This window comes from Micromonospora yasonensis (genome assembly GCF_026013475.1).
Lineage (GTDB): Bacteria > Actinomycetota > Actinomycetes > Mycobacteriales > Micromonosporaceae > Micromonospora > Micromonospora yasonensis.
This window is the reverse complement of record NZ_JAPDPH010000194.1, coordinates 1-13,148: the sequence shown is the minus strand read 5'-3', so window position 1 is coordinate 13,148 and position 13,148 is coordinate 1. Positions and strand designations below refer to the sequence as shown.

The 13,148-nt window shown below is 72.4% G+C and carries 13 protein-coding genes; 5 read left to right on the top strand and 8 right to left on the bottom strand.

Annotated features, from left to right (window positions below):
- Positions 1-399 precede the first annotated feature (399 nt).
- From ONA70_RS28335 to ONA70_RS28325, 3 genes are read left to right on the top strand one after another with little or no spacing between them, the layout of a single operon-like run.
- A complete protein-coding gene (locus ONA70_RS28335; RefSeq protein WP_265009542.1) occupies positions 400-1,434 on the top strand; it encodes an MCE family protein in 1,035 nt (344 codons plus the stop codon).
- Complete coding sequence (locus tag ONA70_RS28330) at positions 1,431-2,414, top strand: MCE family protein (RefSeq protein ID WP_265009541.1); 984 nt, start codon at positions 1,431-1,433, stop codon at positions 2,412-2,414. Before ONA70_RS28335 ends, ONA70_RS28330 begins: the two co-directional genes overlap by 4 nt.
- Positions 2,414-3,463 (top strand): MCE family protein, encoded by a 1,050-nt coding sequence (locus tag ONA70_RS28325; protein WP_265009540.1) that lies wholly within the window; start codon positions 2,414-2,416, stop codon positions 3,461-3,463. Before ONA70_RS28330 ends, ONA70_RS28325 begins: the two co-directional genes overlap by 1 nt.
- A 359-nt stretch (positions 3,464-3,822) precedes the next feature.
- Here ONA70_RS28325 and ONA70_RS28320 read toward each other — a convergent pair whose 3' ends face one another.
- The 6 genes from ONA70_RS28320 to ONA70_RS28295 form a co-directional block, all read right to left on the bottom strand.
- On the bottom strand, positions 3,823-4,143 hold the full coding sequence (locus ONA70_RS28320; protein WP_265009539.1) for a DUF4190 domain-containing protein: 321 nt from the start codon (positions 4,141-4,143) through the stop codon (positions 3,823-3,825).
- A gap of 140 nt (positions 4,144-4,283) precedes the next feature.
- On the bottom strand, positions 4,284-4,688 hold the full coding sequence (locus ONA70_RS28315) for a hypothetical protein (RefSeq protein ID WP_265009538.1): 405 nt from the start codon (positions 4,686-4,688) through the stop codon (positions 4,284-4,286).
- A complete protein-coding gene (locus tag ONA70_RS28310; protein WP_265009537.1) occupies positions 4,685-7,174 on the bottom strand; it encodes an AAA family ATPase in 2,490 nt (829 codons plus the stop codon). The genes ONA70_RS28315 and ONA70_RS28310 overlap by 4 nt, the downstream gene beginning before the upstream one ends.
- A 125-nt stretch (positions 7,175-7,299) precedes the next feature.
- On the bottom strand, positions 7,300-8,064 hold the full coding sequence (locus tag ONA70_RS28305) for an RNase H family protein (protein WP_265009536.1): 765 nt from the start codon (positions 8,062-8,064) through the stop codon (positions 7,300-7,302).
- 147 nt (positions 8,065-8,211) lie between these two features.
- Complete coding sequence (locus tag ONA70_RS28300) at positions 8,212-9,144, bottom strand: hypothetical protein (protein WP_265009535.1); 933 nt, start codon at positions 9,142-9,144, stop codon at positions 8,212-8,214.
- An 81-nt stretch (positions 9,145-9,225) separates the two neighbouring features.
- The gene (locus tag ONA70_RS28295; protein WP_265009534.1) at positions 9,226-9,756 is read right to left on the bottom strand and encodes a DUF4352 domain-containing protein; all 531 of its coding nucleotides are present in this window, start codon (positions 9,754-9,756) and stop codon (positions 9,226-9,228) included.
- A gap of 127 nt (positions 9,757-9,883) precedes the next feature.
- On the opposite strand from ONA70_RS28295, the gene ONA70_RS28290 reads away from it, so the two are divergent.
- Entirely contained in the window at positions 9,884-11,803 is a 1,920-nt protein-coding gene (locus ONA70_RS28290; RefSeq protein WP_265009533.1) for an N-6 DNA methylase, read from the top strand.
- A gap of 2 nt (positions 11,804-11,805) precedes the next feature.
- Here ONA70_RS28290 and ONA70_RS28285 read toward each other — a convergent pair whose 3' ends face one another.
- Both ONA70_RS28285 and ONA70_RS28280 read right to left on the bottom strand, forming a co-directional pair.
- The gene (locus tag ONA70_RS28285) at positions 11,806-12,207 is read right to left on the bottom strand and encodes a hypothetical protein (RefSeq protein ID WP_265009532.1); all 402 of its coding nucleotides are present in this window, start codon (positions 12,205-12,207) and stop codon (positions 11,806-11,808) included.
- Positions 12,204-12,515 (bottom strand): hypothetical protein, encoded by a 312-nt coding sequence (locus ONA70_RS28280; protein WP_265009531.1) that lies wholly within the window; start codon positions 12,513-12,515, stop codon positions 12,204-12,206. Before ONA70_RS28280 ends, ONA70_RS28285 begins: the two co-directional genes overlap by 4 nt.
- Before the next feature lie 140 nt (positions 12,516-12,655).
- On the opposite strand from ONA70_RS28280, the gene ONA70_RS28275 reads away from it, so the two are divergent.
- Positions 12,656-13,148, top strand: a 493-nt coding sequence (locus ONA70_RS28275; protein WP_265009530.1) for a type I restriction-modification system subunit M N-terminal domain-containing protein, incomplete at its 3' end; no start/stop codon positions are given.

The following is a 13,148-nucleotide window of genomic DNA, read 5'->3' as shown; positions in this document are numbered from 1 at the left end:
ACGCGGTCACCGAGCTCAAGACCGTGCCGGTGGACCGGATGGACGAGGCCGAGTCGGTCTTCTGATCCGCCTTCTGATCCGCCACGGCCGCCGGTTCGTCGCGCTTACCCGTCTTCGTCGGCCGCAGCGGTCTTGATCATCCCCCCGTTGAAGATCAAGACCGCTGCGGCCGTGTGCTGTTGGCGAGGTCCACTCTTGAACAAGTGCCTGGTGTGAACAAGGCTGTCCCGTGTCCGGGACACGTTCCGGTGGCGGTCCCGGACAGGGCCGGGACAAGGGGCGGGACACAGGGGTGGGGGAGAGAACGACAGATGACCGATGCCGACAGCCGGCCGAGGTCCCGGACATCGCGGTGCTGCTGTGGGGGCCGCTGCTGCGTGGAGCGGTGGTGAACGCCCGATGACCGGCAAGACGACCTCCGCACTGGTCAAGCTGGTGGTGTTCGCCGCCGTCACGCTGCTGGCCACCGGGCTGCTCGCCCAGACCCTCGGCGCGTTCCCGCCCGACGGGGTCACCTACCGCGCCCGGTTCACCGACGTCACCGGGCTGCTCCCCGGCGACGACGTGCGCATCGCCGGGGTCCGCGTCGGCAAGGTCAGCGACATCGCCGTCGTCGACGACACCGTCGCCGAGGTGAGCTTCACCGTGGACCGCGACGTCCCGGTCGCCACCGGCGTCCGCGCCGCCGTCCGCTACCGCAACCTGGTCGGCCAGCGTTACCTGGCGCTGACCGAGGGACCCGGTGACCGCCGCCCACTGCCCGCCGACGGGCTCATCCCGCTCACCCGGACCAAGCCGGCGCTGGACCTGACCGTGCTGTTCAACGGCTTCCGGCCGCTGTTCACCGCGCTCAACCCCGACGACGTCAACAAGCTCGCGTACGAGATCATCCAGGTCCTGCAGGGCGAGGGCGGCACCGTCGCCAGCCTGCTGCGCCGCACCGCCACGCTGACCACCACCCTCGCCGACCGGGACGCGGTGATCGGTCGGGTCGTCACCAACCTCAACCAGGTCCTCGGCACCCTGGCCGCGCACGACAGGGACCTCGACCAGAGCGTCACCCAGCTCCAACAGTTTGTCTCCGGGCTCTCCGCCGACCGCACCGCCATCGGCGACGCCCTGGTGAACCTCGGCGAGCTGACCGACACCACCGCCGGTCTGCTGCGCCAGACCCGGCCGCCGCTGGCCGCCGACGTCCGGGCCCTCGGCGACCTGGCCGGCACCCTGGACCGCAACTCGGCCGTCATCGACTCCACCCTGGGCCGGCTGCCGCAGCGCTACGAGCAGCTGACCCGGGTCGCCTCCTACGGGTCCTGGTTCAACTTCTACCTCTGCGACTTCGACGGCCGGGTCGCCGTCGCCGGCCAGGCGCCGCTGACCACGCCGAGCGTCAGCGCCACCGCCGCCCGCTGCGCCACCGGAGGCAGCCAGTGAAACCCTTCCGCGAACGCAATCCCGTCGTCGTCGGCGCGGTCGGCCTGGCCGTCATCGTCGCCGCGCTGCTCGGCGCCTTCCAGCTCGACCGGATCGCCGCGCTCACCGGCCGCTCGTACCAGGCGGCGTTCCACGACGCCAGCGGCCTGGCCACCGGAAACGAGGTCCGGGTGGCCGGGGTCCGGGTCGGTGTGGTCACCGCCGTCGACCTCGCCCGCGGCCCCCACCCGTACGTGCGGGTCCGGTTCCGGGTCGACGACGACGGCGTACGCCTCGGCCGGGACACCGGCGCCACCATCCGGATCAAGACCGTGCTCGGCCAGAAGTTCCTCGCGCTGTCTCCGGCCGGTCCCGGGAAGCTGCCCGAGCACGCGCTGATCCCGCTGGCGCGCACCGCCGCCCCGTTCGACGTGGTGCAGGCCGTCACCGGGCTCGCCGACACCCTCGACAAGGTGGACACCGACCAGCTCGCCCAGGCGTTCACCACCCTGTCGCAGACCTTCGCCGACACCCCGCCCAGCGTCGCCACCTCACTGACCGGACTGTCCCGGCTGTCCCGCACCGTCGCCAGCCGCGACGCCGAACTGCGTACCCTGCTCGCCCGGGCCCGCACGGTCACCGGCGTGCTCGCCGACCGCGACGAGGAGTTCCGCAGACTGGTCACCGACGGGGAGAAGCTGCTCGCCGAGGTCAGCCGCCGCCGCGACGCCATCCACCAACTGCTCGTCGGCACCGACCAGCTGGCCACCCAACTGTCCGGGCTGGTCGCGGACAACCGTACCCAGCTCGAACCGGCGCTGCGCAAGCTGCGCGACGTGGTCGCCGTGCTGCAACGAAACCGCGACAACCTGGAGCAGACCATCCGGCGGATGGGACCGTTCGTCACCGCCTTCGCCAACGTGGTCGGCAACGGCCGCTGGTTCGACTCCTATGTCCACGGTCTGCTCCAGCCCTACCTGCCGGCCCCGGGAGGACGCTGATGCCCGGTCGGATCCAGCGCTGGCGACGTCCCCTCGCCGCCGCCACCGTGCTGCTCACCGCCGTCGCCGCCGGTGCCGTGGTGTGGCGGCACGAGACACCGCAACGGCGGGTCGTCGCGTACTTCACCCGGGCGGTCGGCGTCTACCCGGGCTCGGATGTCCGGGTGCTCGGCGTCCGCGTCGGCGAGGTCGAGAAGATCACCCCGCAGGGCCGCGTCGTCCGGGTCGAGATGCGCTACGACCCCACCCTGCGGGTGCCCGCCGACGCCCAGGCGCTGATCGTCCCGCCCAGCGTGGTCAGCGACCGGTACGTGCAGCTCACCCCGGCCGTCACCGGCGGAGCCGACCTTCCCGACGGCGCCGAGATCCCGGTCGCCCGGACCGCCGCGCCGATGGAGATCGACGACATCTACCAGGCGCTCGACGAGTTCAACAAGACCCTCGGCCCGCAGGGCGCCAACGCCGACGGCGCGCTGTCCGACCTGGTCACCACCGGGCGAGCCAACCTCGAGGGCAACGGCCAGAACCTGCACGACACCCTCGACGGGCTCTCCCGCGCGCTGACCACCCTCTCCACCGGACGCGGTGACCTGTTCGGCACGGTCACCAACCTGCAACGCTTCACCACCACCCTGGCCGAGAGCGACCAGCAGGTACGCCGCTTCCAGCAGCTGCTCGCCGACGTCGCCGAGCAGCTCGCGGGGGAGAAGGAGGAGCTGGCCGCCGCGCTGCGCAACCTCGCCACCGCGCTGGCCGAGGTCACCACCTTCGTCCGGCAGAACCGGACCGCGCTCACCTCGAACGTCACCGCGTTGGCCGACATCACCCGCGTACTGGTCCGCCAGCAGCAGGCCGTCAGCTGGCCGGCGACGTCGAGCAGGTCGTCGAGATCCGCACGCGACCTGCCCGTCGCTGTGGCGAGTGCCGCTAGCGGGTCAGCGTGCCCGCGATCGATGAGGTCCTCGAAGACGTTGAGGAGATCGGACTCGAAACCGTCCGCGGTCGCACCCCGGGCCTGGGCGAGGTCGGCGAGGCGCCCCTCGATGTAGCGGTGCACCATCACCTGGTACGCGCCGACGCTCGGCATGTCGTGGAACTCGGCCACGATGTCATCGACCTGCCGGCCCATCCGGTGCAGGACCGCCGAGGTGATGCTGCGGGTTCGGACCTCAGGCGCCGCGTCGTCGGCGACACGGATGACGACCTCATCCGGCCCGGTGATGGTGGACGACCCGGCATGGGCGCGCCAGCGGGCAGTGACGACGAAGCCATCGTTCCTGCGCGAGAGCTCAAGGGACGGATCGGGTACGGAGTGGAGGCGATTCTTCTGGGACATGCGCCCTGTCCTTCCGGCGACCTTGACGGCGCCTGTTGCCGGGTGGCCCGCTGTCGTACCTGTTCCGCCCGGTCAGGGCGTCGGGGTGGCCGCGCTCAAGACGCTGCCGAAGAACACCATGACGGTGAAGAGGATCATCGGGCCGACGAAGACGTAGCCGAGGACGAGACCGGCGACCGCCATGCCGTGCCCCGACCGGGTGCCGTCCCGGGTTTCCCGCATGGCGAGGTGGCCGAGAATGACGGCCAGGATGCAGGGCAGGCCGAACAGGCACCAGCCGCCGAGCACGCCGAGGATCCCGAGCACCAGCGACGCGGTCGCCGTGCCGGACGTCAGCGACGGCTGCACGGTGACCCGCTGCGGAGCCTGCGGGTAGCCGGCCTGATAGGGCATGACCGGGCCCGGGGGATAAGCGCCGGGAGGCGCGGATAACGGCGGATACGGCTGCGGCACGGCGGACACCGGCGGGTACGGACCCGCGACGGCGGGAAGCGCCGGCTGCGGGCGCGTGCGATCCGGCCCGTGTGGGTAGGTCATCGTTCGGTTTCCGTTCTTCGGTCGAGGTGGGTGAGCAGGGCGCTCACCTCGGTGTGCAGGCGACGCAGCTCGGCGGCCGTCGGCGCCAGCTCGTAGCAGTGGTGGTGGGCGGCGGCCGACAGGGCCGCCCAGGTGTAGGCGATCCGCCGGGCGACGGCCGGGCCGGGTCCGAGCCGGCCGCGCAGCATCAGCTGCTTCGCCCGGCCCTGCCGGCACGCGGCCACCACCGGTCGGGTCCGTCGCCAGTAGGTGTCGATGCCGCCTTCGAGCGCGAGTCGGATGAGGCAGGCGCACGCCCGCGGCCACCAGCCGGCGGTGACCGCGACCGCGCCGAGGTCGCCGGCGCCGCGCAGCATCTGGTCGGCTGCCGCCAGGCAGCGCTGGGGCGGCGGCGCGGTCACGACCGGACCTCCGTACCGTCCCGGGGCGCGGGCACGGCAGCGACGTGACCCCGCAGCGCCTCCGCGAGGTGGCGGGCGTCCGCGACCAGGCCGGGCAGGTCGAACAGGTACGCCCCGTGCACCCCGTCCTTGCACGCCTTGTACGCGTCCACCGCCCGGGACCCGTGCCGGCGGCTGAGGTACCCGAGCACGTCACCGCCCCGGTCGGCGTCGTCGAACAGCGCCAGCGCGACGGTGGTGGTCAGCCGGCGGGATGCGGCCACGATGGCTGCCTCGATCGCGTCGTGTGGTACACCCCGTCCCACTTGCCGCCGCCACACGATCCGGTGGCAGGCCGCCTCGATCGCCGAGCGGCACAGCTCCGCGACCACCGGCCCGCGCACCTCGGCGGCGACCTCCTCGGTGCGGGCCAGCGCGTACGCGTCGTCCAGGTAACGGGTGACCGGGTCGGAGCCGGCCCGCAGGGCCACCACCGACCGCTCGGCACGGGTCACCTCCACAATGCGGGACTGCCCGAGGTCGAGCCGGGCAAGGGCGTCGGGCAGCCGGGTGTCGTGGGTGAAGACCACCACCTGCCGTTGCTCGGCCAGCTCGGCGAGCACCCGCGCCAGCCCGTCCACCTTGGCCGGGTCCATGCTCTGCACCGGGTCGTCGACCACGATGAACCGGAACGGGCTCTCCGGCGCGCAGCCGCGCGGCAGGAACGTCGCCAACCCGAGGGCGTGCATCTCGCCCTGGCTCATCACCCCGAGTGCGGTGCCGTTGTCCGCGCCGTCCACGCTGACCGGGATCACCACCCGCCGCCGGGTGTTCGCGCCCGCCAGAGTCATCGCGCCGAGCTCGACGTTGCTCTCCTGGCGCAGCTGCGCCCAGATCCGCTGCGAGTGCTCCGCGAACGGCGCCACCCGCTGGTTGCGCAGCTCCGCCCCGGTCGCCTTCAGCCACGCCCGCGCGGCCTTCACCCGGGCGAGGGCACGTTCCCGCTCCGGCAGCGTCCCGGCCGCCACGATCCAGGCCCGCAGCTGGCCGGCCGCCGCCTGCCAGCCGGTGTCGCGCTGGCCGAGCAGATCCTTCGCGTACGCCTGCGCGGCCTGCGCCGCCGCGAGCACCGCCGGGTACCGGACGGCCAGGTGGTCGGCCAGCTCCTCCGGCCCGCCCGGTGCCTGCCGCAGCGCCGCCGCAGCCGCGTGCAGGTCGTCGACCGGCACCCCGGCGGCGTCGCCGTCGGGCACGTCCAGGTCCTCGATCAGGTAGTGCGCCCGCTGCAGCAACGCGGTCAGTCGGGCGGCGGCGGCCTGGGCGGCCAGGGTACGGTCGCGCAGTTCCGTCAGGGACGCGGCTGCGCTCGTCCGCCACCCTCCGTCGAGGCGGCCCGTCGCGCAGACCGGGCAGGGCCCGTCGCCCTGGTCGTCGTGGTGCTCGATGGCCAGCCGGAGCAGCTCGGCGCTGCGCAGCGACGCCCGCGACCGGCCGCCGTCCTGCCGGCGCGCCTCGGTGGCGGCCTCCCGCAGCTGCCCGGCGAGCCGGGTCACCTCGTCGGCGTCGGGCAGCTGCATCGCCACCAGCCGCCGGCACAGCAGCACGGCCTGATCGGCGGTCGGCTCCTCCGGTTCGTCGAGGATCGCGGCCAGCGCCGCCAGGTCGGCCGCGCCCCGGCCGCGCAGCAGCGTGGCGGTCCGCCGGGCCCGGTCGTCGTCGATCCCGGCGAGGGTGTCGGCCAGGGTGGCGCGCTGTCCGCGTACCTCCTTGATGGCGGCGTCGATCGGGCGCGTGGCGGCCATCAGCCGGCGGTCGGCGTCAGTGATCGCCTCCAGGCCGAGGATCGCGGAGATCGCGTCGAACAGTTGGCTCTGCGTGCCGGCGGTTAGCCTTCCCAGCTCGGCGGCGGTGAGGAACGGCCGGTACAGCTCCAGCGGTCGGGCCAGCCCCAGCTCGGCGAGATCCTTGTGGTTGCCGTGTGCGCTGGTGACGGTCACCTCGGCGTCGCCCAGCTCCGCGCCAGCCGGCCAGGAGCGGACCACCCGGGTGGGGGTGGCGACCCCGTCGACCCGCAGCTCGACGGCGATCCGGCACGGGTCGCCGGCGTGCAGGTTGCGCCACCCGGTACGCCACACGCTGTTGCGGTCGGCCCAGCGGGCGCTGTCCCCGGTCAGGGTCAGCTCCACGGCCTCGGCGAAGCTGGACTTGCCGGAGCCGTTGCGGCCCACCACCACGGTCAGCCCCGGACCGGGCTCGATGGCGAGGGTGCGCTCCGGGCCGACGCCACGGAACCCGGCGACGGTGACCGACGAGAGCCAGATCCGCTCCCGCGGCTCGTCCACCGCAGCGCGCTGCGGCTCCAGCGTGGTCGGCGCGCCGGCGAGCGCCGCGTCCAGGTCGTCCTCGCCGCTGAGCGCGGCGAGGACCACCTCGGCGGTGTCGTCGGGTACGCGGTCGGTGGCGAGTCGGTCGAAGATCAGCTCGACCAGCGGTTCGGTGCGGTTCATCGGGGGACCTCCGACGAGTGCTGATGTGGGTGTGGCGAGGACCGTGCTGTCCTGGCTCGTGCTGGTTCGCTGAAGGTGGTGACGCGGCCACGGTGCGAAGTTGCCGTTTGTCAATGAATCGGCGGTCACGCCGCCGGTGCAACGTGCCAGTCGTGCAGGAACGCCTCGACCAGGTCGTGCGCCCTGGCCTGCGCGTCGAACGACTCGTCGACGCGGCGGCGCGCCATGTGCGCCAGGCTGTCGGCGGCCTCGTTCAGGGCGTGGTGGGCGTGCGCCTTGACGTGCGCGAACGCCAGATCCGGGCGAGCGCCGGCAAGCTCGGCGAGCCGGACCAGGGTGGGCTTCATTCCGTTGTGCCGGGGCCGCAGGTCGTAGCCGGCGGGCATCGCCCCGGACTCGCCGCCCTGCCAGCGGTGCAGGTAGTTCAGCGCCGGCCGGCTGTCCACCAGCACCGTCATGCCGACCGGCGGCCTGTCGTACGCGGTGAGCAGGAACTCGACCGCCCGCAGCTCGCTGACCAGCACCCGCGAGCAGCCGGTCGGGTCGACGCGACCGGGACGCCGGCTGCGCAGGCCGTAGCGGCCGTCGCTGGCGATGTACCCGATGCCGCCAGCGCGACCCTTCCAGCTCGCGTCGGTCGCGGCGATCAACGGCCCGGACGTCCCCGCCCAGCGGCGGACCTGGCCGCGGCCCGGATGGTGCGCCGGCCGGCAGGCAAGCTGATGCCCGGCGGCGAGCTGCTCGGCGGTGTCGATCAGCTGCGCCGCGTCGCCGAGCTCGTCGTATTGGGCGGCGGTCAGCGCCAGCCGGACCGCGTCGCCGGCCGCCTGGCAGCTTTCGCAGCGGCGGGGCTTGACGTAGGTGCGCAGGGCGAAGGCGCGGTTGTTCAAGGGAGTGGGGAGCAGGTCCAGGGCGCGGAGGAACTCATCGGGACGCAGGGCGCCTCCTGATATCTCGTTACCGTCGAAGGGGGCTGGGTGTCGCTGTGGCCGCCAGGCCAGCCACAGCGACGCTGTGGTGCTGAGGTCGTCGAGGGATCAGGCGGGCGCGATGGTCCAGTAGCCATCGGCGGTGATCTGGACGAGAGCGGGTGCCGACAGCGGACGGACGCCGGAGTAGGCGCCGATTTCGTTCACCAGCAGGCCACCCTCGCCGCTCTCCAGGGAGTAGGCGTAGACGACGAAGTTGGAGTCGCCCCGCCGGTGGGTGATCTTGGCGGCGGCAGCGTCGCCACCCAGCACCACCACGTCGTCGCCCTTGCCCGCGGCCTTCCCCGTCAGCGCCTTCGTGGCCAGCTGGTCGACGGTGCCGATCGTCAGCGTCCAGGATCCGGACGCCTCGATCTCGAACTGCGTGGTCAGCGAGTCGTCTTCCAGGTTGATCCAGTGCTTGCCGCTGTACGAACCGATCTCGTTGACCAGCAGGCCGTCCCCGTCGCTCTTCAGCACCGTGTTGCTCGTGCACTTGCAGGTGAACTTCACGACGGACAGCTCGGACAGCTCCCGGATCCGCACCACATCGTCACCGCGCCCCTTGATCACCTTCGGCTTCGGGGTGGGCGGCGCGGTGGTGGGTGCCGGTTCCGTCGTGGCAGGGGCGGCCGAGGTCGGCGCGGCGGTCGTCGGGGCGGCCGTCGTCGGCGCGGTGGTGGTGGGCGCGGCACTGCTCGGGCTGGCCGACGCGGCGGCAACGGACTTCGGGTCCTGGTTACCGTCGCCATTGAATGCGCCGATCACAGCGCCGCCGCAGCACAGGACGACGACGAGGGCGATGCCACCGACGATCCAGGCGCGAGCGTTGGAGCGCTTGCCCGGAACGGGCGGAACGGGCGGCCCGGCGAGCGTGGCGTCCTGGAACTGGGCGGCGGGTGGGGGCACGGCCCCACCGGGCGGGAACGGCGCCGGCTGCGGCGGTACGTCTGCCTGCTGGGTGGGCTGATCAGGCGGCACCGGGTTGGTCGGGTCGGTCATGGCGGTCTCCTCGGCGAACAGGCTTCAGTGGCGGGGAAGGGCGGGGCGGGCGGTGGCGCCCGCCCCGGATCGAGCGGTGGATCAGGTGAGGGAGACCGTCACGCCGCCGGAGAACGGCGAGTCGTGCAGTTCGAGCTTGGCGAGCTTGACGTTCTTGGGGATGTCGAAGACGACCACGCCGGTGACCTGGTTGCCGGGGTTGATGCCGTTCAGGAAAGTCTCGGCGTTCTTGTTGGCGTAGATGGCGGCCCCGCTGTCGGCGGAGTACTCGGTGCCGTTGGCGGCGTACGCCTTCTGGCTGCTGCCGTCGAACATCTGCGACTCCTTGCCGATGTTCTTGACGTTGAGCGTGACCAGGCAGAACTGGCCCTGCGCCTTGGCGCCGATCAGGTCGGTGCCGATCTTGCTGACGCCGCACTTGGACGACTTGACGGTGAACTCGAACTTGCCGTCCCGGGCCGGCTGGCCGATCTTCGCGGTCTTCGGCTTGTCGTCGCCCTTCGCGCTGTCGGCGTCGGCCTTGCTGGTGGTGGTGTCGTCGGTGGAGCCGGCGCCACAGCCCAGCGCGACGAGACCGGTGGCGAGCAGAGCGAGAGTGGTGACCTTGCGCATCGTTTTCCTCCTGCTGTGAACGTTGCGGCGTCAATGAGAGCATGAACGCGATGCAGGGTCAAGAGGAAAATCGTCTGTGAACGACGTCAACAGCGAGCACGCTTGACGGGCATGACACACTCCGAACGTGCAGGAGACACCGACCATCACCGCAGCGGAGATCGCCCGGCTCGCCGGTGTCGGTCGGGCCGCAGTCAGCAACTGGCGCAAACGGCACGCCGATTTCCCAGCCCCGGTGGGCGGCACCCCGGCCAGCCCCGAATTCGACCTGACCCAGGTCGAGCAGTGGCTCCGCGCCCAGGGCAAACTCCCCGAGCTGGCCACCGCCGACCGGCTCTGGAGGCGCCTCGCGGCGGCCAGCGAATCCCCGGCCGCCGGCCTAGCCGCTGTCGGCGCCCTACTGCTGGCCCGGCAACGCGGGCAACGCGCCCCCCGCCCGGCCGACCCGAACCTCAAGCCCCTGCTCCCCGACATCGACGCGCTCGCCGACGAGCTGGGCCCCCAGGGCACCTTCGACGCGCTGTGGCAACGGTTCTCCGCCCCCGGCCCGGGCCGCCCCTTCGCCACCCCCGACGACCTCGCCGACCTCATGGCCGGACTCGCCGGCGTCGGCGCCGGCTCCGTCCTCGACCCAGCGGCCGGCTCCGGCGCCACCCTGCGGGCCGCCATCCGCGCCGGCTGCACCTCCGCGTACGGGCAGGAACTCGACGAGGACCTCGCCCGGCTCGCCGGACTGTGGCTGGCCCTGCGCGACGTACCAGGGGAGGTGAGCACCGGCGATTCGCTGCGCGCCGACGCGTTCGTCGGCCGCACCTTCGACGCCGTCGTCTGCCACCCGCCCTTCGGCACCGCCAACTGGGGCGACGAGGAGCTCGGCCACGACCCACGCTGGATCGTCGGCACCACGCCGCGTACCGAACCGGAGCTGGCCTGGGCCCAGCACGCCCTGGCCCACCTCCGGGCCGGCGGACACGCCGTACTGCTGATGCCGCCTACCGTCGCCAGCCGGCGCGCCGGCCGACGGATCCGCGCAGAACTGCTGCGCCGCGGCGCCCTGCGCGCCGTCATCGCGCTCCCGCCCGGGGTGGCCGCGCCACACGGCGTACCGCTGCACCTGTGGGTGCTGCGGCGGCCTGCGCCCGACGCGCCACCACCGGCGCGGACGCTGCTGGTCGACGCCGCCGGCGGCGACCTGGCCGAGACCGGCCCGCGAATCCTCGCCGCGTGGAGGGCCTTCACCGCCGCCCCCGACGCTGAGGTCGAGGAGGCCGGCTTCGCCCGCGCGGTTCCGGTGATCGAACTGCTCGACGAGGAGGTCGACCTCACGCCCGCGCGCCGGCAACCCGTCGTCGAGGGCAAGGCCACCGGAGAGCATCTGGTACGCACCAGAGAGCGCCTGGCCGCCATCGTCGGCGACCTGCCGGCGCTGATGCCGCAGGTCACGCCCGCACCCGAGGGGCCGGACGGCCAGTTCCTTTCCGTCGGGGAGTTGGCCCGGGCTGGCGCGCTGCAACTGATCGGCCCGATCCGCGCCGCGTCACCTGAGGGTGGCGAGCCGGCAGAGGGCGGGCCGTCAGTATTGAGCGTGCAGGACGTGCTCAGCGGTGAAGGCCCCTCCGGCCGGGACGACGGCCGGCTCGGCCAGGAGATCCGGCTAGCGGTGGGGGACGTGGTGGTGCCGATGATCGCGCGGCAGCTCACCGCCCGGGTTGTGACGTCTGAGGGGGCGCTGTTGGGGCGCAATCTCTACCTGCTGCGGCCCAACCCTTCAGCGCTGGACTCGTGGTTTCTTGCCGGGCAGCTGCGGACGTCGGCGAACGAGAAGCAGGCGTCAAGCCTGTCCGGGACGCTGAGGTTCGACATCCGGCGGGCGCAGGTGCGGCGCCTGTCGCTCGACGAGCAGCGGGCACATGGGGAGGCGTTCCGGCGGTTGGACGCGTTCGAGTCGGCGATGCGGCAGGCGGCGTCGCTGGGCGCGGAGCTGGTGCAGCTCACTGCCGACGGGTTGGCCCGCGGCGCGGTCCGCCCTGACGGGGAGTCACGGTGAGGTCAGACCTCCAGGACCTCCCAGCCCACGCCGAGCACGACCCGAATCTGGTCGGGCCGGGAGGTGATGACGCCTGCCTGGTTGGCCAGCGCCACCCAGGCGGCGTGACCCGCGCCGAGCCGGCCGGTGTGCCGGGCCATGCTGCCGATGGTTGGCGCCTCGTCATCGTTGTCGAGGTCCAGCGCGGGCAGCACGGTACGTACCGCGGGGTTGCGGCGCAGCATCCGCAGCAGCTCGTGTTCGCCCGGGTCCAGCAGGCTGTACGCCTCGAGCAGGCAGGCCAGCGGCACCGCCACCGTGCCCTCGGCATCGGCCACCTCGACCAGCGCCTCGCCGACCGCCGGCACCCCGTGCACGTACGCCAGCAGCGCGCCGGTGTCGAGCACCCAGTACGGCCGGCTCACGCCGCCGATCGCCGGTCCAGCTGCGCCCGCAGCTCGTCGGCCGGGCGGCCCAGCAGCTCCGCCACTCGGGCGATGGCCGCCTCGCGAGCCTCCGGCGTGACCTGGTGCGCGGCCAGCCGCTGCGCGGCACCGATCGGGTCGTACGGGAACTCGCCGTGGCCCGCAGCCTGCAATGCGGCCCGCATGTCGTCGGATATCCGACGCCGGCGCAGCGCCTCGGTGACGTACGCGGAAACCTGGCGGGCGGGCAGTGCGTCCAGCTGCTCGGCCACGTCATCCGGGACGGAGATCGTCACACGCCGACTCATACACCGGAGCCTAGCGGAGTATGAATCCTCCGTCAGCAACGCCCCGCTGACGTTCGTTTGATCATCCCCGCCGAGGGGGGACTACAACAAAGCGGGGCAACGGTCATACTGCTTGACTTAAGGCAATCGAAAGGAATCTGGTGAGCACCAAGCACCACGAGCTGGCGAACTTCATCTGGTCGGTGGCCGACCTGCTGCGCGGCGACTACAAGCAGTCCGAGTACGGCCGGGTGATCCTCCCGCTGACCGTGCTGCGCCGCCTCGACTGCGTGCTCGAACCGACGAAGGACGCGGTGCTCGCCCGGCACCAGCAGCTCAAGGACATGGGCGTGCAGAACATGGACCCGGTGCTGCGCAAGACCGCCGGGCTGTCGTTCTACAACACCAGCGAGATGTCCTTCCGCAAGCTCCTCGGCGACCAGGACCACGTCGCGCTCAACCTGCGCGCCTACATCGGCGGCTTCTCGCCGGGCGCGGTCGACGTGCTCGACAAGTACGGCTTCGACACCCAGATCAGCCGGCTCGCCGAGGCCGGGCTGCTGTACCAGGTGGTCGCTAAGTTCGCCGACATCGACCTGCACCCGGACGTGGTCTCCAACCACCAGATGGGTTACGTCTTCGAGGAGCTGATCC

Coding starts and splice junctions, on each gene's coding strand:
- ONA70_RS28335 (WP_265009542.1), top strand. CDS start 400: ATGACCGGCAAGACGACCTCCGCACTGGTCAAGCTGGTGGTGTTCGCC.
- ONA70_RS28325 (WP_265009540.1), top strand. CDS start 2,414: ATGCCCGGTCGGATCCAGCGCTGGCGACGTCCCCTCGCCGCCGCCACC.
- ONA70_RS28320 (WP_265009539.1), bottom strand. CDS start 4,143: ATGCCCTATCAGGCCGGCTACCCGCAGGCTCCGCAGCGGGTCACCGTG.
- ONA70_RS28310 (WP_265009537.1), bottom strand. CDS start 7,174: ATGAACCGCACCGAACCGCTGGTCGAGCTGATCTTCGACCGACTCGCC.
- ONA70_RS28300 (WP_265009535.1), bottom strand. CDS start 9,144: ATGACCGACCCGACCAACCCGGTGCCGCCTGATCAGCCCACCCAGCAG.
- ONA70_RS28295 (WP_265009534.1), bottom strand. CDS start 9,756: ATGCGCAAGGTCACCACTCTCGCTCTGCTCGCCACCGGTCTCGTCGCG.
- ONA70_RS28280 (WP_265009531.1), bottom strand. CDS start 12,515: ATGAGTCGGCGTGTGACGATCTCCGTCCCGGATGACGTGGCCGAGCAG.